22 protein-coding genes and 1 pseudogene are annotated in these 16833 nt (G+C 41.8%); 12 read left to right on the forward strand and 11 right to left on the reverse strand.

From position 1 onward, the window contains the following. Positions 1 to 32: 32 nt before the first annotated feature. A complete protein-coding gene (locus tag ACZ8ZH_RS15180; protein ID WP_119064607.1) occupies positions 33 to 815 on the reverse strand; it encodes an NRDE family protein in 783 nt (260 codons plus the stop codon). A gap of 93 nt (positions 816 to 908) precedes the next feature. Here ACZ8ZH_RS15180 and lgt point away from each other — a divergent pair, with 93 nt between their 5' ends. The 3 genes and pseudogenes from lgt to ACZ8ZH_RS15195 all read left to right on the forward strand — a co-directional run bounded on the left by lgt (position 909) and on the right by ACZ8ZH_RS15195 (position 2578). Beyond that, on the forward strand, positions 909 to 1721 hold the full coding sequence (lgt, locus tag ACZ8ZH_RS15185; protein ID WP_110974991.1) for a prolipoprotein diacylglyceryl transferase: 813 nt from the start codon (positions 909 to 911) through the stop codon (positions 1719 to 1721). A 100-nt stretch (positions 1722 to 1821) separates the two neighbouring features. Beyond that, positions 1822 to 2205 carry a hypothetical protein gene (locus ACZ8ZH_RS15190; protein ID WP_086209954.1) on the forward strand — a complete coding sequence of 128 codons (384 nt, stop codon included), beginning with the start codon at positions 1822 to 1824 and terminating at the stop codon, positions 2203 to 2205. Between the two features lie 3 nt (positions 2206 to 2208). After that, positions 2209 to 2578, forward strand: a pseudogene (locus tag ACZ8ZH_RS15195) (hypothetical protein). A 29-nt stretch (positions 2579 to 2607) separates the two neighbouring features. Here ACZ8ZH_RS15195 and ACZ8ZH_RS15200 read toward each other — a convergent pair. Continuing rightward, positions 2608 to 3117 (reverse strand): CHAP domain-containing protein, encoded by a 510-nt coding sequence (locus ACZ8ZH_RS15200; protein WP_086209956.1) that lies wholly within the window; start codon positions 3115 to 3117, stop codon positions 2608 to 2610. Between the two features lie 485 nt (positions 3118 to 3602). Between ACZ8ZH_RS15200 and thyA the strand changes: the two genes are divergently transcribed. The 5 genes from thyA to msrA all read left to right on the forward strand — a co-directional run bounded on the left by thyA (position 3603) and on the right by msrA (position 7339). Continuing rightward, positions 3603 to 4445 carry a thymidylate synthase gene (gene thyA / locus ACZ8ZH_RS15205; RefSeq protein WP_086209957.1) on the forward strand — a complete coding sequence of 281 codons (843 nt, stop codon included), beginning with the start codon at positions 3603 to 3605 and terminating at the stop codon, positions 4443 to 4445. Positions 4446 to 4552: 107 nt separating this feature from the next. Further along, positions 4553 to 5065 carry a dihydrofolate reductase gene (locus tag ACZ8ZH_RS15210; protein WP_086209958.1) on the forward strand — a complete coding sequence of 171 codons (513 nt, stop codon included), beginning with the start codon at positions 4553 to 4555 and terminating at the stop codon, positions 5063 to 5065. 25 nt (positions 5066 to 5090) lie between these two features. Next, positions 5091 to 6146, forward strand: coding sequence for an Lnb N-terminal periplasmic domain-containing protein (locus ACZ8ZH_RS15215; protein WP_395579373.1), 1056 nt, complete (start codon positions 5091 to 5093; stop codon positions 6144 to 6146). A 92-nt stretch (positions 6147 to 6238) separates the two neighbouring features. Beyond that, positions 6239 to 6697, forward strand: a complete 459-nt coding sequence (locus tag ACZ8ZH_RS15220; protein WP_086209960.1) for an META domain-containing protein — start codon at positions 6239 to 6241, stop codon at positions 6695 to 6697. 114 nt (positions 6698 to 6811) lie between these two features. After that, on the forward strand, positions 6812 to 7339 hold the full coding sequence (gene msrA, locus ACZ8ZH_RS15225) for a peptide-methionine (S)-S-oxide reductase MsrA (protein WP_086209961.1): 528 nt from the start codon (positions 6812 to 6814) through the stop codon (positions 7337 to 7339). A gap of 60 nt (positions 7340 to 7399) precedes the next feature. Here the strand turns inward: msrA and ACZ8ZH_RS15230 are convergent, their stop codons facing one another. From ACZ8ZH_RS15230 to ACZ8ZH_RS15250, 5 genes are all read right to left on the reverse strand, one after another. After that, positions 7400 to 7804, reverse strand: coding sequence for an ExbD/TolR family protein (locus ACZ8ZH_RS15230; RefSeq protein WP_086209962.1), 405 nt, complete (start codon positions 7802 to 7804; stop codon positions 7400 to 7402). Then, positions 7804 to 8427, reverse strand: coding sequence for a MotA/TolQ/ExbB proton channel family protein (locus ACZ8ZH_RS15235; protein ID WP_086209963.1), 624 nt, complete (start codon positions 8425 to 8427; stop codon positions 7804 to 7806). The genes ACZ8ZH_RS15230 and ACZ8ZH_RS15235 overlap by 1 nt, the downstream gene beginning before the upstream one ends. Before the next feature lie 19 nt (positions 8428 to 8446). Further along, positions 8447 to 9214 (reverse strand): energy transducer TonB family protein, encoded by a 768-nt coding sequence (locus ACZ8ZH_RS15240; RefSeq protein ID WP_086209964.1) that lies wholly within the window; start codon positions 9212 to 9214, stop codon positions 8447 to 8449. A gap of 214 nt (positions 9215 to 9428) precedes the next feature. Further along, positions 9429 to 10295, reverse strand: coding sequence for a formyltetrahydrofolate deformylase (purU, locus tag ACZ8ZH_RS15245; RefSeq protein WP_086209965.1), 867 nt, complete (start codon positions 10293 to 10295; stop codon positions 9429 to 9431). Between the two features lie 71 nt (positions 10296 to 10366). Beyond that, complete coding sequence (locus ACZ8ZH_RS15250) at positions 10367 to 11068, reverse strand: TetR/AcrR family transcriptional regulator (protein ID WP_086209966.1); 702 nt, start codon at positions 11066 to 11068, stop codon at positions 10367 to 10369. Between the two features lie 116 nt (positions 11069 to 11184). On the opposite strand from ACZ8ZH_RS15250, the gene ACZ8ZH_RS15255 reads away from it, so the two are divergent. The 4 genes from ACZ8ZH_RS15255 to ACZ8ZH_RS15270 all read left to right on the forward strand — a co-directional run bounded on the left by ACZ8ZH_RS15255 (position 11185) and on the right by ACZ8ZH_RS15270 (position 15061). Further along, positions 11185 to 12633: a coniferyl aldehyde dehydrogenase gene (locus tag ACZ8ZH_RS15255; RefSeq protein ID WP_086209967.1), complete on the forward strand. Its 1449-nt coding sequence runs from the start codon at positions 11185 to 11187 to the stop codon at positions 12631 to 12633. A 162-nt stretch (positions 12634 to 12795) separates the two neighbouring features. Beyond that, positions 12796 to 13032: a 50S ribosomal protein L28 gene (rpmB, locus tag ACZ8ZH_RS15260; RefSeq protein WP_000048256.1), complete on the forward strand. Its 237-nt coding sequence runs from the start codon at positions 12796 to 12798 to the stop codon at positions 13030 to 13032. Between the two features lie 12 nt (positions 13033 to 13044). After that, the gene (gene rpmG, locus ACZ8ZH_RS15265; RefSeq protein ID WP_003654787.1) at positions 13045 to 13200 is read left to right on the forward strand and encodes a 50S ribosomal protein L33; all 156 of its coding nucleotides are present in this window, start codon (positions 13045 to 13047) and stop codon (positions 13198 to 13200) included. Positions 13201 to 13345: 145 nt separating this feature from the next. After that, a complete protein-coding gene (locus ACZ8ZH_RS15270; protein ID WP_086209968.1) occupies positions 13346 to 15061 on the forward strand; it encodes a cation:proton antiporter in 1716 nt (571 codons plus the stop codon). Positions 15062 to 15119: 58 nt separating this feature from the next. Here the strand turns inward: ACZ8ZH_RS15270 and ACZ8ZH_RS15275 are convergent, their stop codons facing one another. The 4 genes from ACZ8ZH_RS15275 to ACZ8ZH_RS15290 all read right to left on the reverse strand — a co-directional run bounded on the left by ACZ8ZH_RS15275 (position 15120) and on the right by ACZ8ZH_RS15290 (position 16748). Then, positions 15120 to 15398 carry a hypothetical protein gene (locus ACZ8ZH_RS15275; RefSeq protein WP_086209969.1) on the reverse strand — a complete coding sequence of 93 codons (279 nt, stop codon included), beginning with the start codon at positions 15396 to 15398 and terminating at the stop codon, positions 15120 to 15122. A 105-nt stretch (positions 15399 to 15503) separates the two neighbouring features. Continuing rightward, a complete protein-coding gene (locus tag ACZ8ZH_RS15280) occupies positions 15504 to 16007 on the reverse strand; it encodes a DUF6586 family protein (protein WP_086209970.1) in 504 nt (167 codons plus the stop codon). Between the two features lie 75 nt (positions 16008 to 16082). After that, the gene (locus ACZ8ZH_RS15285; protein WP_086209971.1) at positions 16083 to 16445 is read right to left on the reverse strand and encodes an ASCH domain-containing protein; all 363 of its coding nucleotides are present in this window, start codon (positions 16443 to 16445) and stop codon (positions 16083 to 16085) included. A gap of 42 nt (positions 16446 to 16487) precedes the next feature. Then, positions 16488 to 16748: an RNA recognition motif domain-containing protein gene (locus ACZ8ZH_RS15290; RefSeq protein ID WP_086209972.1), complete on the reverse strand. Its 261-nt coding sequence runs from the start codon at positions 16746 to 16748 to the stop codon at positions 16488 to 16490. Positions 16749 to 16833 lie beyond the last annotated feature (85 nt).

Below are 16833 nucleotides of genomic sequence, written 5' to 3' on the forward strand. Positions count from 1 at the left end.
TTAAAAAAATGCCGACAACGAGTCGGCATTTTTTAAGTCTTAACGACTACCCTCTGCTCAGTAATAAACCCTTTCAACTCGCCCTGTTGCTGCTTTTCTAGCCAAGAGCAATGTTCATGAGTCATGCGCAGGAAGTTAGAGCAACGTGTGCCATAAATTGGGCTTTGAATAAAAGTCGAAGACAATAACTCCTCCATGTCCTGACTAATCCCCGTTTGTGGTAACAAGTCGGGGATAAGCTTACGCTCATCTTCCAAAATATCCCATGCAGCCATCTCCACATCACTTTGTAAAATATGACTTTGTTGCAACATTGGTAAAAACTCTTGAGTAAAGCGTTTGCGTAAATGTTTGGTCTTCTCCCAATGTTCGGTCATTAAACCATTTGACACTACATATACGCCTTTAGGCAAAATCTGTGGTGCCTCACCACGATTACTCATATAAACAGCTTGATGACGATCCCCCATAAACAAGTTAAAGCCCGCATAGTCACATTGTTGTTTCTCTAAGTCTTGTGCAAAACGAATTGGCGTTTGTTCCGACTCTAAAAAAGATTGAATCAAATGCCCACGAGATGTGGGATAACTGGTTTGATCACGACCATCACGAAAGTTAGTCAAAACCGCCCAGCGCCCTGTGGGTGTAATACCCATCCACGTACCACCAGACTGCAAATCTTGCCCTGCAATAATCGGACTATTTTCCCACTGTTTTAAAGGACTCGAAGGACGCTGATAGAACTCATCTCGATTTGAAATCAAACACAATGGCAGATCATCCAAGACCTGCCATGCAATTGCCACAATGCACATAAACGATACTCATCATCTTTACACATTGAATGTACAACATTTTTCATCTCTTTCAGCTAAAATCTGTTCAAAACATAATGACTAGGAATATGCATGCTGACCTATCCAAATATTGACCCCGTCGCAATAGCACTTGGCCCTTTACAAGTCCATTGGTACGGACTGATGTATTTATTGGCCTTTTTGTTTGCTTGGGGACTGGCAAGCTATCGCGCTAAAGAGCGTGGCTGGACACCCGATATGGTCTCTGATCTGATTTTTTACGGTGCTCTCGGTGTAGTGATTGGTGGTCGTGTCGGTTACGTCCTCTTTTATGGTTTTGAGCAGTTCCTTGCCAATCCGATTTGGCTATTCCAAGTCTGGACAGGCGGCATGAGTTTCCATGGCGGCTTCTTAGGTGTAATGCTTGCCATGCTGTTCTGGTGTAAGAAGTACGCCATGACATGGTTCCAAACCCTCGACTTCATTGCTCCCTGTGTACCTACAGGTCTTATGTTTGGACGCTTTGGTAACTTTATTGGTGGGGAACTCTATGGACGCCCTGTAAGCGACCCGAACTTTGCGCTCGGCATGATCTTTCCAACCGACCCATTACAACTGGTTCGTCACCCCTCTCAACTCTATCAAGCCTTTTTTGAAGGCTTACTGCTGTTCATCGTCTTGTGGTGGTTCAGCTCAAAACCACGTCCACGTATGGCTGTGTCTGCCCTCTTCCTGATTGGTTATGGTATAGCGCGTTTCATCGTCGAATTCTTCCGGGAACCAGACAATGGCCAACTGTTCATCGCATGGATGAGTAAAGGTCAGTTCCTTAGCCTACCAATGATCTTGGTCGGAATCTGGATGATGTGGTATGCCTACCAAAAGAAAATCTATGATTGGGGTCCACAAAAAAACAATGGTTAATTAACCGCTATGATTCAATATTGGGGGCATCATCGCCCCCTTTTTTATGGCTAAATTATGCTAAAGTGGTGCTTATCTCAGTTTAAAATACATCATCCCCATGCTTGAATTTTGGTTTAATCCCTCGATTTCTGTTCTAAAAAAATTATTTATTTTTGTCGCGATTGCGATCGTAACAGGCCTATTGTATTGGATGGAACCATTGCGTCTTGATGCAGTCTTGATGTTCTTGGGCACAGGGATTATTTTTCTGATTTGTCGTTATTGTAAAATTCATTTTGCAGGGAAAAATCCTACAGGTTTTTTATATCGCTTACTCACATGGATTCCGATTGCTCTACTCTTAGCATTGATTTTTATGAATATTAAAGATGGCGAGCTCCTTATTCCTGGTGCACAAGGTGTGGGCTTTATGGCATTAGGTATTTGCTTATTCTCACCCTTATCTCTTTTGCATAACAACACTGCATCTGAGTCCAAATAAACCATGTTGAATTTTTGGTATTCTGAACGCTGTACCCGTCAAATTAAACTGATCGTGTCTATTGCAACTTGTGTGATGATTTTTATGGCAGCACAAGTTCAGCAGCTTGGCACGATTTTTATTGGTTTGAGTCTAGTGATTGGTATTACAACGCATCTGTTACGCCTTATCCCATTGAGAATGGTACCAGATCACCCTTATCGTGAAGGTTTTTCACGCTTAGTGACATTCTTTCCCGTCATTGCACTGATTTGCTTAATCGGCTATTTACCTCATCAGCATAAAATCGTGCTTGCGCTTCCAGTGTATCGGCTTTAGCGGAATTGGTTTATTTTTAGTGTCAATCTATGCACAACGCGAAAGAAGATTTTAAGCAGAATATTGGAGGGATATTTATATCCTTTAATCCATTCGATAGTAGCTATAGTTCACATTCTGATTACGGTAAACTGCATAACCACTTTGTTTAAAGTCTGAAACCCAGCCATTACCTGAATAAGCGGCAATATGTCCATAACGATTTTTTGCAGTCCGGTCAATAATATAGATATCGCCTTTTTTAGGCTGATCAAAAGACAGGTTGATTTTGCGGTAGCCAATACTGGTTAAGGTTCTCCCCCAATCCGCCGCAGCAACAGGATGATTTTTAAACTGAGCACCCGCAGACTCTAGACCTAAGCGAATGCTTTTCGCACATTTCTGAGTACTGGTTTGACGAGTAATATTTTTTAGAAACCCCGTAAATTTTTCAATATCTACGCGTTGATTACTATTGATTGCTCTTTCTCTTGCCTTCTTCGAGGTCAGGATTTCAGAAGCTGTAACGTTTCTCTCTGACTGGGAACGTATTATGATATTGGTTTGCGCAGGCGCATAGACTTCGTTCATATTCACGTTTTGATCATAAGGCATACTAAAACCAACACTCCTCCCAATCATCAGGGTCTTACATCTTTTCGAGTTGGAAATACTAACCGCTCAGCATTGAACTTTCATGTTCTAAATGTAATATTTTTTTTCAAAGAACCAAGCCACTTTTCTAAAGTTCTATTTTCACTGTATTTTTTGAAATAAAGATTCATTTAAAAAATTAATTATCAAACAATCTATCAGTTAAAAGTCTCCTGTGGGCTATCATTTTTCGCTCAAATTTCCTGCATATTGAACTCTATATAGATCCAAATGAGTACGTCTTGCGGCACAAAAATAGCTATATTCTTTGGTTTCAACCCTGAAGAAAACCTCACATTGAAGCATCAGAATCCTTTTTAATGGCAAAAAGTGAAGCATGCCAAAACAGCAAATAATCGCACTAAGCTCAAATCCCGCGAAGTTCCATCCTCAGTAAAAAACAGCTAGAATGCGCATAAGTGATTACCCAAAAATATGAGAGAAATATGCGTCAATATTTGGACCTTTTACAACACATCCTCGACAACGGTGGCGACAAAGGCGACCGTACTGGTACGGGAACGCGGTCTGTCTTTGGTCATCAAATGCGCTTTGATCTTTCTAAAGGCTTTCCTTTATTAACCACTAAAAAAGTGCACTTTCGTTCGATCGTAATTGAACTGTTGTGGTTTTTAAAAGGGGATACCAATGTTCAGTATTTAAAAGACCATAAAGTTTCTATTTGGGATGAATGGTCTACCGCAGAACAAACTGCACGTTTCGGTCGCCCAGAAGGCGAATTAGGGCCTGTCTATGGTCATCAATGGCGTAACTTCGGCGCAACGAAAAAAGCCGATGGTCTATATGAACAAGATGGTTTTGACCAAATTACTTGGTTAGTGAATGAAATTAAGACCAATCCCAATTCACGCCGTTTGATTGTATCGGGTTGGAATCCACAAGAAGCAGGGCAAGTTGCTCTTCCTCCGTGCCATACCCTCTTCCAGTTTTTTGTCCATAACGGCAAACTGTCTTGTCAGCTCTATCAGCGCAGTGCAGATGTATTTTTAGGTGTGCCTTTTAATATTGCCAGTTATGCGCTCCTTACCCACATGATCGCGCAAGTCTGTGGTTTAGAGGTTGGTGACTTTGTCTGGACGGGTGGTGATACGCATTTGTATACCAACCATTTTGAGCAAGCGAAGCTTCAGTTAAGCCGTGACCCTTTAGGACTGTGCCAACTGCAACTCAATCCAGAAGTTAAAGATATTTTCGACTTCAAGTTTGAAGATATTGAAATCGTTGGTTATGAGTCGCACCCAGGGATTAAAGCTCCTGTTGCTGTTTAAACAGACTCATTGAATCTCGCTCAATCAGCGAGATTCGCATTTATAAAGAGATATTCTTCCTCTGCTTGAGGAAAAATAAATAATAAAACTTCACATTCGAGCACCTTATGGCCTTTCAAAACTTAGAAGTTGTACATGTCGTTGCCATGGATCAACAGCGTTGCATTGGTAAAGGCAATGACCTGCCTTGGCACATTTCCGCTGACCTCAAACACTTCAAAGAAATTACGCAAGGTGGTGTCGTCATCATGGGACGTAAAACACTGGAGTCTATGGGGCGTGTTTTACCTAAACGTGTCAATTGGGTGATTACTCGCGACAGCACTTGGTCATTTGAAGGAACCAAAGTGGCATATAGTATCGAAGAGGCTTTAACACAAGCTGTTGCGGATGTTCAAGCATCAGAAAAGCCGAATAGCCTTTACATCATTGGAGGTGGTGAAATTTTTAAACAAACCATCGACATTGCTGATCGTTTAGAACTCACGCATGTTGAGCTCAATGTGCAAGGTGATGCGTACTATCCTACCATTCCGTCAACATTTAAAAAAGTCGCGTCAGAACAACATATTGATGACAAAACAGGGATTGCATTTGAGTTCGCAACCTATCAAAAATAAAGCATATTCTTCTTGCTAAAACATGATGCAGAACATGACAAATAAAGAATTTTGGCGAACGCTAGGTTTTGGATTAATTCACACCCTGTTTAGTATTTTTGTTTTGCTCAGTTCTATTTGGCTATGTTTTGCACTTTGGATTCAAGAGCCTTTCGGCTGGCTCATTAGTCGTATTTTGATTGGAACATGGATTGCTTTTGCACTCAGCGTATTAGGCATCTACATTAGTCACAACTTTTTTGGCCGCCGCCGCGATATTGTTATTTATATTCTTAGTTTTTTACTGAGCTTATCTTGGTATTTTGGTTTAGAGGCCCGCCAAGATCGTGACTGGAACCCAGAAGTCGCTAAAATTTTGTCCTATGAAAAACAAGGCGACCTTGTCACCTTACACAATGTTCGTAATTTCACTTGGCATTCAGATGGCTCATATACTGAACAGTGGGATACACGTAGTTTTGATTTGAATCAAATTACAGGTGTCAACATCATCACCTCCTACTGGATGGGACCGCAAATCGCGCATACTCTCGTCAGTTTTGACTTTGCCAATACTGCACCACTCACATTTTCTATTGAAATTCGTAAAGAAAAAAATGAAGAATTTTCAGCCATCGGTGGTTTTTTTAGAAAATATGAGTTGAGTTTAATCGCCTCAGACGAACATGATATTGTGTATACCCGCAGTAATATTCGTCATGAACAGGTTTATTTCTTTCCCATTCGCCTTGGACAGTCTGAAAGCAAAGCACTGTTCGCCGAGTATTTACGTAAGGCGGATGAGTTAGCCGAACATCCTAAATGGTATAACACCCTCACCAGTAATTGCACAACCTTGGTGTTTGATATGGTTCAAGCCATTTCCCAAGAGCAATGGCCAACAGACTATCGTATTTTAGCCTCGGGCTATTTACCGAATTATCTATATGATTTAGGGGCGATCAGCCCACAATGGGATATGAAAACGTGGTATCAAAAAGCCCATATTAATCCACGTGTAAACAGTCATACACCTTTAACCAGTTCACAGTACTCTCAACTGATCCGCCAAGGTTTACCTGTAGACCAAACAGGTAAATAGATACAACCAAAAGTCATCAAGTTAAAACTAGCAATTCAAAACAAAATTTGCTTTGATAGTTCTCAGCATACATCACAATAAGAGTCTGACCCATGTTAAAAAAACTGATTGCAAGCAGTCTTTTAGCGAGTAGCTTAATTATGTCTGGCTGCCAAACTACACCTGCCCCATCCGATACCATTGAAATAGCCAATATTCAACAACTCCAGCAAAGGGCTTGGATTTTGACACAGATTGGCAATACTGAAATTAAAACAGCGCCAAATGAACGTAACATCCCAAGCCTTCAATTTTCAGCAGATAACCGCATCAGCGGAGCAGATGGCTGTAATCGTATTATGGGTAGCTATACCGTAGGACGCGATACGCTCACCTTGAGCCAACTCGCAACTACACGTATGGCTTGTTTAAACAACAGTACAGTTCCACAACAATTTCAGGAGGCACTTGCAAAAGTGACTCATTACCAAGTGTTTGGCAAGACGCTGAAACTACTCGATCGACATGGCAACTTGTTGCTACAGTTTGGTTCAGCGATTCAACCACGTTAAATCGTTGCTAAGAAAAGCCTGTAAACACAGGCTTTTTTAATCCGTAACGAACAACATTGTAGTGAACCAATCTGCCCTGATATCAACAGATATAAACACAATTAGGATTTTAAAATGCAACAGGCACTTTTTGGCGGTGGATGTTTTTGGTGTGTAGAAGCTGTGTATTTAGAGCTTCAAGGCATACATAAAGTGACCAGTGGTTATGCAGGTGGACATACCAATAACCCAACCTATGAAGACATTTGTCGTGGCGATACCAATCATGCAGAAGTCATTTTGATTGACTTTGATGAAATGCAAATCAGCTATGCGCAATTGCTCGATGTGTTTTTTGCCACCCATGACCCAACAACACTTAACCGTCAAGGTAACGATATTGGAACACAATACCGTTCTGTCATTTATTATTTTGACGATGTTCAACGTGCTGTAGCGGAACAGGCGATTGCTGACTTAAAAGCTGAAGGTCTCGATATTGTAACGGAACTCAGCCCAGTACCAACCTTCTATGCCGCAGAGGATTATCATCAGAATTTTTATGCGCGGAATCCATCCCAAGGTTATTGCAACTTTGCTATCCCCCCAAAACTCATGAAACTCCGTTCTAAGTTTCAGGCTTTATTGAAAGACAGCAAATAACTCAATAACTGACCATAAAAAAAGCGACCTCAAGAGTCGCTTTTTTTATCATCTACATTTTTAGTTATCGCTAACAAAAGCAATATCTGCCAGTCCAGCCTCACTTGCACGAGACATCACTTGCGCGACCATATCGTAACGAGATTCTTTATCTGCACGAAGTTGAACTGTTGGCTTGGTTTCTAACGCACCCGCTTCATTAAAGCGAGTTTGCAGCTCTTCCAAGCTAATCACTTGATTATCCCAAGCCACTTCGCCCTTCGCATTAATACTAACAGTAATCGCTTTAGGCGGCGGGTCGATAATATCCGCTGTCGTTTTTGGTAAAGTTAATGGAATTGATGGGTTGGCAACGGTCGCTGTCACCAAAAAGATGATCATCAATACCAACATAATGTCGATCAGCGGAATGAGGTTCATCTCATTCATGCCAGCATCGTTATCGTCACCCAATTGAAAAGCCATTAAGCTTGACCTCCAACTAAACCTGATTGAGTTGTTTTCGCCTCAGCACTTGCTGGTGCTGAATCTTGCTGCAACATAGTGTCAATCAACAAACCATGAGCTTGATCTTGAAGTTCATGTGCTAAGGTACGGTTCACACGTGCGCAGATGTTGTACGCTAATACAGCAGGAATCGCAACAGCCAAACCTAAGCCCGTCATAATCAGTGCTTCGCCCACAGGTGTTGCCACTTGTGCTAAGCCTGCTTGACCGCTTTTACCGACTGCAACAAGGGCATGGAAAATCCCCCATACGGTCCCGAACAAACCAACGAAAGGCGCAAGTGATGCGATAGTTCCTAAAATAGAAACCCCTTTCTCAGCATTTGCTTTTTCTGCAGAAATCTGACGAAGCAAAGCTTGTTCAGCAACAGCTTTGCGTTGATCAAAGTTTAGTGTAGCAATCTTTGATTTTAACTTAGCTAAAGCCTGTGAAAGTTGAGCATAAGCTTGTTGTTTCAATTGACGTGTACCCATAATACGTAAAACAAAAATGGTCCACGTTGCAATCGACATTGCCAACAAGATGAAATACAGTGTTTTACTGACTGCATCAGCATGTTGCCAATAAACTGAAAAGTTCATACTCGAACTCCTGATAAAGTTAGCGTTTTGTATTCAATTCTAAATCAAATGGTTGTACGGCCCGAATTGGGTAAGCCACACCATTCTCTTTATAAGGTTTAAACTTAGCGCCTTTGACAGCTCTTAAAATCTTTTCATCTAAAGCAGGAACGCCACTTGAACGCGTAATGCGGGCACTTACAATGACCCCTTTCTCATTTGCTTCAATCTGTACGACTACTTGACGGTTTTCACCTTGTAAATCTTGATTACTATAAACTGGTTTTGGAGAGCGGCTCCATTGCACACCTGAACCACCAATCGACACCGACTTAGGTGAAGTATCAGCAGGTTCAGCTTGCGTGACAGGTTTCGCTTGTTCTGGTTGTACGACAGGTTTTTCGACTTTTTTCTCTGAAATGGTCGTGGTAACTGTCGGCTTAATAGGAGTCTCTGTTGGTTTAACAACAGGCTTGACTACTTCCGCCTTTTTAACTTGTTGAACCTTTTCTACCTTTTTCGGTGGAGTCGGTTGTGGTTTTTCCACAATCTTCACTTCCTTCGGCTTAGTCGGTTCCTTTTTAGGTTCTTCCTTCGGCTTAGGCGGTAGCGGTTTTGGTGGTTCTTGAATTTTAACGAAACGAACCTTCATGGGTTCTTTTTCGATGGGTCTGAGTTCAGGAGCTTTCATGTGGCTCACCGCCCACAATACACCCATATGCCCCACCACAACCGCAACCAAAGCAGCAACAACTTTCTTTTTCATGGGGTTAGGTGTTTGCATAGGAGAAGTAACTGTTGAACTCATTAAAATCTGTTACCTAATTTAAGCTTAGCAGAGACATTGTCGGTTTCCACTATCATGCTTATCGGTTAGTACAATAAAGTAGCGCAATGATAAATGAGAAGTGTTTTCATTTGCAACTATTAATTTATCACTTTTTATGGTTTTTTCGAATAAAACAAAAGCAAAAAAGGCATACTTAATGTATGCCTTTTCTAATCATGTCCGCAATCTATTTTTATTGGAAAACGACTGTTTTGTTACCATCCACAATAATACGGTCTTCTAAGTGCCATTTCACTGCGCGTGCCAAGACATTACGTTCAACATCCTGACCTAATTCACGTAATTGATCTACCGTAAAGTCATGATTTACACGTTCTACGTCTTGTTCGATAATTGGGCCTTGATCCAAATCCGCAGTGACATAGTGCGCAGTTGCACCAATCAGTTTGACACCTTTTTCATGTGCTTGCTTATATGGATTTGCCCCCACAAAAGCAGGAAGGAAGGAATGGTGAATATTGATTACTTTCATTTCCCACTTTGCCACAAACTCTTCATCTAGAATTTGCATATAACGCGCAAGTACCAATAAATCGTTACCCTGCATTAATTGATCTATTTCTGCATAAGCTTCGCGTTTATTGTCTTTGGTCACAGGCACCACTTCAAATGGAATACCAAAGTTTTCAACGGCTTCACGTAAAGTCTCGTGGTTAGAAACCACTTTGGTAATTTCACAAGGTAAACCACCGCGTGAATGTCGCCATAAGAGCTCCAATAAAGCATGGTCGACTTTAGAGACCAAAATCCCAACTTTCTTGACATCACTCACTAGCGCCAAACGCCATTGCATTTCATAACGCTCTGCAACATTTGCAGCAAAGGTTTGGGTGATACTTTCTTTACGCGACTGCAAATTGTCTAGTTCAAACTCAACACGCATGAAGTAACGTCCGCCCTGAGCTTCGGTCGCGTATTGATCAAGCGCAGTAATATTCGCGCCTTGATGATACAAAAAGCTCGATACAGCTTGCACGATCCCTGGCTTATCTTCACAAGTAATCAGTAACCGTGCTGTGTTAGCAGTTGTCATATTCATGTCAGTTTAAATCAGTAAAATGAAAATCAAGCCGAGTATTCTAGCGCTTTTTACTCGGCTGTCAAAACACCTTATGGCTTATCATCTGATTTAAATGCGGCCAAACTCGAAAACAGCTCCGAAGGTCCCATGGTATCTAATAAACGCTCATAGGTTTCACGACTCTCACCACGTAAATATGCCCCTTCTAAGAACACCATTTGACGTAGCGCCTGCCAGACCCACTTTTCTTCTAAATGGTTTGAGTCAGTAATATGCCCTGACATATAAAGGAAGTTAGTCCAGTTGGTCAGTACAATCCATAAATTGATAATCAAGGCTTCAATTTCAGAGGCGGTCATTTGCATCAGACCTGCATCCACAAAGGCTTGATAAATCTTTTGCCCTTGCTGCATTACTTGCCCTGCAAAACGCGGGTACATCTTACGAAAATCTTCATTATTTTCAACCAAATGATAGACATCTCGATGTAAAAAGCGATATGCCCACAATTGGCTACTTAACACCTGAAAATAACGAATTTTATCATTCGCATCCAATGCTCGGTCATCAGGAAGTGCAAGCATTTGCAAGGTCTCACCCTGATATTGCTCCATTAACTCTTTGATAATTTCACTTTTATTACGAAAGTGATAATACAAATTGCCTGGACTCATATTCAATTCAGCAGCAATATGGTTAGTCGTAACAGAACGTTCTCCACGCTCGTTAAAAAGCTGCAAGCTGAGCTGCAAAATACGTTCTTTGGTTTTCAACGTTTTAGTTTGGGACATCCTAAAATAACCATTCATTCAGTGCATTAGAAGACTAACACATAAAGTAACTTGACTAATTAGAGTAATTGCTCTAAAAATTAAACATAAATTGAAATGTGAAATGGTAGTGCGGTATGAACAGTCAAACAAAAACAACTTCATTGACACCACATTCTTATGATATTCAGCATCTGCATGATGTGCTTGAACAGCAAAAGTACGCTTATTTACGCTACCCACTGCCAACTGCAAAAGAGCGTATTGACCGTCTAGCACGACTTAAGCGTATCTTAGTTAAGTATCAAGATCAATTTGCAGAGGCAATTAATCAAGACTACGGCAACCGTTCAACCAGCGAGACTAAAATTGGCGAATTACTGACGTGCCTTGAGCATATTAAATATTATAGCAAGCATTTGAGCTCATGGATGAAACCATCGAAACGTCATGTTTCAATCATTCACCAACCAGCAAAAGCGTGGGTGCAGTATCAACCTTTAGGGGTGATCGGCATTATTACCCCATGGAACTATCCTTTATTACTCTCGATTGGACCCCTGATTTGTGCTTTGGCTGCAGGCAACCATGCCATGATCAAAATTTCTAGCTCATCGGCTAATTTTGGTCGTATTCTTGAAAAAGCACTCTCTGAAGCTTTCCCTCAAGAATTGGTTTCAGTGACCAATGGCGGGGGCGCAGTCTCCGATGCATTTTGTCGTTTAGCTTTTGACAAACTGATTTTCACAGGTTCAACCAATGTCGGTAAAACGGTCATGGCTGCTGCGGCTGAAAATCTGGTACCGCTAATCTTAGAGCTTGGCGGTAAGTCACCCGTATTAGTGCATCCTTCTATTCATTTAAAAGATGTTGCGCAACGTATTGCTGCAGGCAAACTCTGGAATGCAGGTCAAACTTGCGTGGCACCTGACTATATGTTCTTGCCTAAAGGTAAAACCGCAGAGTTCATTGATTACTTCCAAGCATGCGTAGAAGAAATGTACCCAGACATTCTGCATAATCCTGACTATACCTCGATTATTAATGCACGGCAGTACAATCGCTTACAAGGCTATCTTGAAAATGCCCGTGAACAAGGTGCACAAGTGATTGAAATCAATCCAGCCAATGAAATATTCACAGAGACACGTAAAGTTCCCCCTACCTTGCTAACAGGGGTCACGCCTGAAATGCGCATTATGCAAGAAGAGATCTTTGGCCCGCTGCTTCCCATCATGGAATATGATCAAATAGACGATGTTATCGAGTTTATTAATAGCCGTCCGCGTCCACTTGCTTTATACTACTTCGACTTTGATCAGGCGCGTGCAGATTATGTTGCACAGCGTACTCATTCAGGGCATTTCGGACAAAACACGGTTTTAACCCATGTCGCACAGGACGATTTACCATTTGGTGGTGTCGGTGCATCAGGTATGGGGAAATATCATGGTCCAGAAGGTTTCTTCAGTTTGTCGCATGAACGGTCAGTGATGTCGAATCCCAAGTTATATAGCTTGAAGTTCATTCTTCCGCCGTTTAACAAGCCAATTCACAAGTTGATTTCAAAGACCCTTCTTCGTTAAATGATCAAGGCATGATCTATCACACTCGATCATGCCTAGTTTTAATGAAAATCGCTTGTCTTTTAAGCGCATTTTTGGTATAAAACGCCCCTTGAATGATTTCATCCGTTTACTTTTAATGACTAGCCGCACAATCGGTGCTGTCTAGCAATGGAGTTCACCATGTCTAAGGTTTGCCAAGTTACCGGCAAGCGTCCAGTCGTTGGCAACAACGTCTCGCACGCCAATAACAAAACCAAACGCCGGTTCGAGCCGAACCTGCATCACCACCGTTTCTGGTTAGAAAGCGAAAAACGTTTTGTACGTCTTCGCCTAACTACAAAAGGTATGCGTATTATCGACAAATTGGGTATCGAAAAGGTTGTTGCTGACCTACGTGCTCAAGGTCAAAAGATCTAAGGAGTCTGAACCATGCGTGATAAAATTCGCCTAGTTTCTACTGCTGGTACAGGTTATTTCTATACCACAACTAAGAACAAACGAACTATGCCGGAAAAAATGGAAATCAAAAAATTTGATCCAAAAATCCGTCAACACGTAATCTTCAAAGAAGCTAAAATTAAATAATTTTAGTTTTTTGGAAAAAACGACCTGTATCAGGTCGTTTTTTTTTGCTTTTTTTCATTCGACTTGTTAAACTTTTAATCTCTTTTGGCACCGTTTGTGCTTTGCTTATTTTTCACCCTTAACTTTTTTGCTTAAGGAGTTTTTAGTGCCTCATGACGTAGATCTCATTATATTACTTGCTGTTGGCTTTGGGCTTGCGCTCATTTTCGGCTATCTTGCCGTACGCTTACGCCTCCCTCCACTCATTGGCTATCTGATTGCCGGTATTATCATCAGCCCCAACACCCCTGGTATTGTCGCAGACATGCATCTAGCAAACCAGTTGGCTGAACTTGGAGTCATGTTCCTCATGTTCGGTGTGGGCATGCACTTCTCTCTGAATGACCTATTACAAGTTCGACGCATTGCCTTACCTGGTGCAATTTTACAAATTGCTGTGGCAACTCTACTTGGTATAGGTGTCAGCATGCTCTGGGGGTGGAGCTTTGGTTCTGCACTGGTTTTTGGTCTCAGTTTATCCTGCGCAAGCACAGTGGTATTACTCAAAGCCCTAGGAGATCGCGGTCTACTCAATTCAGTTAACGGTAAAATCGCTGTTGGCTGGCTTTTGGTTGAAGATCTAGTCATGGTCTTGGTGCTGGTTTTATTACCTGCAACAGCGGTCTTACTCGGTGGCGAAGCTTTTGCAGGCAGTGAAAATACCAACATTTGGCTTACCCTCGGCACCACCCTACTTAAAGTGGCTGGTTTTATCGCTTTTATGCTGATCATCGGGAAACGTCTGGTTCCAATGATCATGCAGTTCGTCGCTCGCCTTGGTTCACGTGAGCTCTTTACTTTAACCGTAGTGGCTGCCGCGGTATCCATTGCTTTCGGTGCTTATAAAATTTTTGGTGTTTCCATGGCGCTGGGCGCTTTCTTTGCAGGGATGGTCGTCAAAGAATCTGACTTTAGCCATCGTGCAGAAGAGGAAACTCTCCCTCTACGTGAAATTTTTGCCATTTTGTTCTTTGTTGCAGTGGGCATGTTATTTGACCCACGCATCTTAGTAGAACAACCTGTGCATGTGCTTGCTGTCGTTGCCATTATCATGATTGGCAAAACCATTGCAGCTATGGCACTGGTGCTCTTCTTCCGCTATCCCATCAATACAGCTCTCACTGTAGGGGCTTCACTGGCACAGATCGGAGAATTTTCCTTCATCTTGGCAACGCTTGGGGTTTCACTCAAACTTCTGTCTTTAGAAGGACAAAACCTGATATTGGCAGGCGCTTTGATCTCCATCACTTTAAACAGTTTTGTGTTCTCTGCCATTGAACCTGTACAACGTTGGATTCGTGAACGCTCTCATTTAGCCCGCTTACTGGAACGTAGTGGGGATCCACTAGCAATGTTGCCTGATGAAGTCTCACAGGACTACTTACGTGACCAAGTGGTGATTGTTGGGCATGGTGAAGTGGGACGTCGTATTACCAAACAGTTAATGGCCGAAGACATTAAAGTGGTGATTGCGGAAGAAAACCGTGAAATTGTAGAGAACCTCCGTGAGAAAGGCATTGCGGCTGTTTCTGGTATAGCAACCGATCCTGGAGTACTGATTCAAGCCCATATTCAACATGCGCGCCTGTTGGTACTTTCTCCAATGGATATTTTAGATATTCATAAGATCGTAGATATTGCCAAAACTCTCAATCCTGAGATTCAGGTCTTGGTGTGTGCAGAAAGTAAAGAAGAAGCCGAAGTAATTCGTCGTGACAACATTGGTGAAGTGTATTTTGCCAAAGAAGAAATGGCAAAAAATATGAGCAATCATATTTTAAATCAAATTCAGATTGCGCATCATCAGGCACCCACCCACTAAAGAACAAACACGAGATACAAAAAAAACGCACTGTTCAGTGCGTTTTTTCTTATTCAGTTTAGCTCAAGAACTGTGGTTTTTCGTCTACAACTTCAGCTTGCCACTCACCCACTTGCTTTTCAAGTAAGGCGTATAAAGCCGCTTGCACCATATGCTGTGCAACCACAGTTGCTTGATCACCCAATAGGGCTTTAACTTCATCATTAAATTGTATCGTGACTAAAGGCGCACTTTCAGAACCTGCGTTACGTAGTGCCAATTCGCCACCTTCAAGTTGAACCAATTCCAAAATGGCCTCTTGATTTCCAAATAATTCTTTCAACTGTTCTATAGACATATTTCCTCCATGTTCAACATGGTGGCAAAGGCAGTTGCACTTTGCTTCGCTTAGACTTATTGATATAAGGACAAATTTTCAAACTTCAAGCGCTGGTCATCGCTTTTAGAACTCGACCATCTCATTCCGGAAGCCATCAATCAAAGCCGTCAAGTCGCGGTGCCACTCTCTTAGAATTTTGGTATCAGGTAACCATGCTTGCGGTGTTTGCGTCACTTTAATGATCAAGTTCGATGATGTTTCAGACTCTGGTTCAGGACTCGTTGGTTCTGGCGCATACTGGCATAAACGATAAGCACGCTTTAACTCTGCGATAAACCCTTCTTTTGATAACTGCTGCAACACCGTTACCTCAGGTGAAACTTGTCCTTTAACTGCCATTTGTTCCTCAATAGATTTCAAGGTCGGGTTAAAGTCATTTAAGCGGTAGTATCTTACCAATTCCTGTAAAAAGGCCAGTACAGCACCGTGTAAATGAAAGACGGCTGCTTCACGGTGCGCCTGCGCTTGCTGCACATGATCGTTCTGCTCAGCTTGTTGACAGGCAAGGCGAGCAAAATAGAGTTTTTGATTGGTACGATCTGCATGATAGCGGGCAACACGGGTCATGAATGGTGTTCCTAATGTTTGGCGTTTTTTACAAAGCCAAGATTAAACTTTATGCACAGCAGTGCATAATGAAAATTATGCATGATCTATTTCAATAAAATAAATCTTTCTTTTGGCCATAGCGGGAGTCTGGACAAGCATTGGACGTACATTACTTAATACCCAAGCCCAATATCCTTCGTCCCAATATGATGCCTTAGCCACTTCAAGCTCATCCTCTTTCCACGGATGAATCGCCTCAACATCGACCATAGCCACAGCATATCCTAACTCTTCATCACCCTCTTGTGTCAAATAATGCTGATTTTCAACAATCAATAAATCTTTCAACGGCAAATGTGTAGGGCGCCAAGAACGTATTTCTAAAGTCTTTTTTCCTTGTGCAATGTATTGCCCCATCGGAGCAACAATAGATAATGCTGGGTAGATTTTTTTCATGCTTGACTCAATAAAAAAGGAGCATCAATTGCTCCTTCATACTTATGCTTCTGGCTTCTCAGGCTTATCTTCCGCCTGTTTCACACGAATACCGCTACCATGCAAACGCAATGTGTTTAAGCCTTTAATAGCTTTAATCGCCTCACGTGCATGTGGCATGTCCACAAAAGCGAAACCTTTCGATTTACCTGTAGCCGCATCCAGCACTAAAGTACATGATGCAACTGTGCCGTATTGTTTAAACAACTCAAGTAATTCTGCTTCTGTTACTGTACGTTCTAAACTACGAACTAAAATTTTCATTCAACAACCTTCAAAAATAGGCAAAATCATCAAAAAGCAATCGCCTACGCTACTTTCTGAACATTGCACAACAAATACCACAATG

The organism is Acinetobacter sp. SW-226, assembly GCF_055632855.1.

What these genes read in the sequence shown, in the direction of transcription:
- ACZ8ZH_RS15180 (WP_119064607.1), bottom strand. Translation starts at nt 815, where the DNA reads ATGTGCATTGTGGCAATTGCATGGCAGGTCTTGGATGATCTGCCATTG.
- lgt (WP_110974991.1), top strand. Translation starts at nt 909, where the DNA reads ATGCTGACCTATCCAAATATTGACCCCGTCGCAATAGCACTTGGCCCT.
- ACZ8ZH_RS15190 (WP_086209954.1), top strand. Translation starts at nt 1,822, where the DNA reads ATGCTTGAATTTTGGTTTAATCCCTCGATTTCTGTTCTAAAAAAATTA.
- ACZ8ZH_RS15200 (WP_086209956.1), bottom strand. Translation starts at nt 3,117, where the DNA reads ATGCCTTATGATCAAAACGTGAATATGAACGAAGTCTATGCGCCTGCG.
- thyA (WP_086209957.1), top strand. Translation starts at nt 3,603, where the DNA reads ATGCGTCAATATTTGGACCTTTTACAACACATCCTCGACAACGGTGGC.
- ACZ8ZH_RS15210 (WP_086209958.1), top strand. Translation starts at nt 4,553, where the DNA reads ATGGCCTTTCAAAACTTAGAAGTTGTACATGTCGTTGCCATGGATCAA.
- ACZ8ZH_RS15215 (WP_395579373.1), top strand. Translation starts at nt 5,091, where the DNA reads ATGCAGAACATGACAAATAAAGAATTTTGGCGAACGCTAGGTTTTGGA.
- ACZ8ZH_RS15220 (WP_086209960.1), top strand. Translation starts at nt 6,239, where the DNA reads ATGTTAAAAAAACTGATTGCAAGCAGTCTTTTAGCGAGTAGCTTAATT.
- msrA (WP_086209961.1), top strand. Translation starts at nt 6,812, where the DNA reads ATGCAACAGGCACTTTTTGGCGGTGGATGTTTTTGGTGTGTAGAAGCT.
- ACZ8ZH_RS15230 (WP_086209962.1), bottom strand. Translation starts at nt 7,804, where the DNA reads ATGGCTTTTCAATTGGGTGACGATAACGATGCTGGCATGAATGAGATG.
- ACZ8ZH_RS15235 (WP_086209963.1), bottom strand. Translation starts at nt 8,427, where the DNA reads ATGAACTTTTCAGTTTATTGGCAACATGCTGATGCAGTCAGTAAAACA.
- ACZ8ZH_RS15240 (WP_086209964.1), bottom strand. Translation starts at nt 9,214, where the DNA reads ATGAGTTCAACAGTTACTTCTCCTATGCAAACACCTAACCCCATGAAA.
- purU (WP_086209965.1), bottom strand. Translation starts at nt 10,295, where the DNA reads ATGAATATGACAACTGCTAACACAGCACGGTTACTGATTACTTGTGAA.
- ACZ8ZH_RS15250 (WP_086209966.1), bottom strand. Translation starts at nt 11,068, where the DNA reads ATGTCCCAAACTAAAACGTTGAAAACCAAAGAACGTATTTTGCAGCTC.
- ACZ8ZH_RS15255 (WP_086209967.1), top strand. Translation starts at nt 11,185, where the DNA reads ATGAACAGTCAAACAAAAACAACTTCATTGACACCACATTCTTATGAT.
- rpmB (WP_000048256.1), top strand. Translation starts at nt 12,796, where the DNA reads ATGTCTAAGGTTTGCCAAGTTACCGGCAAGCGTCCAGTCGTTGGCAAC.
- rpmG (WP_003654787.1), top strand. Translation starts at nt 13,045, where the DNA reads ATGCGTGATAAAATTCGCCTAGTTTCTACTGCTGGTACAGGTTATTTC.
- ACZ8ZH_RS15275 (WP_086209969.1), bottom strand. Translation starts at nt 15,398, where the DNA reads ATGTCTATAGAACAGTTGAAAGAATTATTTGGAAATCAAGAGGCCATT.
- ACZ8ZH_RS15280 (WP_086209970.1), bottom strand. Translation starts at nt 16,007, where the DNA reads ATGACCCGTGTTGCCCGCTATCATGCAGATCGTACCAATCAAAAACTC.
- ACZ8ZH_RS15285 (WP_086209971.1), bottom strand. Translation starts at nt 16,445, where the DNA reads ATGAAAAAAATCTACCCAGCATTATCTATTGTTGCTCCGATGGGGCAA.
- ACZ8ZH_RS15290 (WP_086209972.1), bottom strand. Translation starts at nt 16,748, where the DNA reads ATGAAAATTTTAGTTCGTAGTTTAGAACGTACAGTAACAGAAGCAGAA.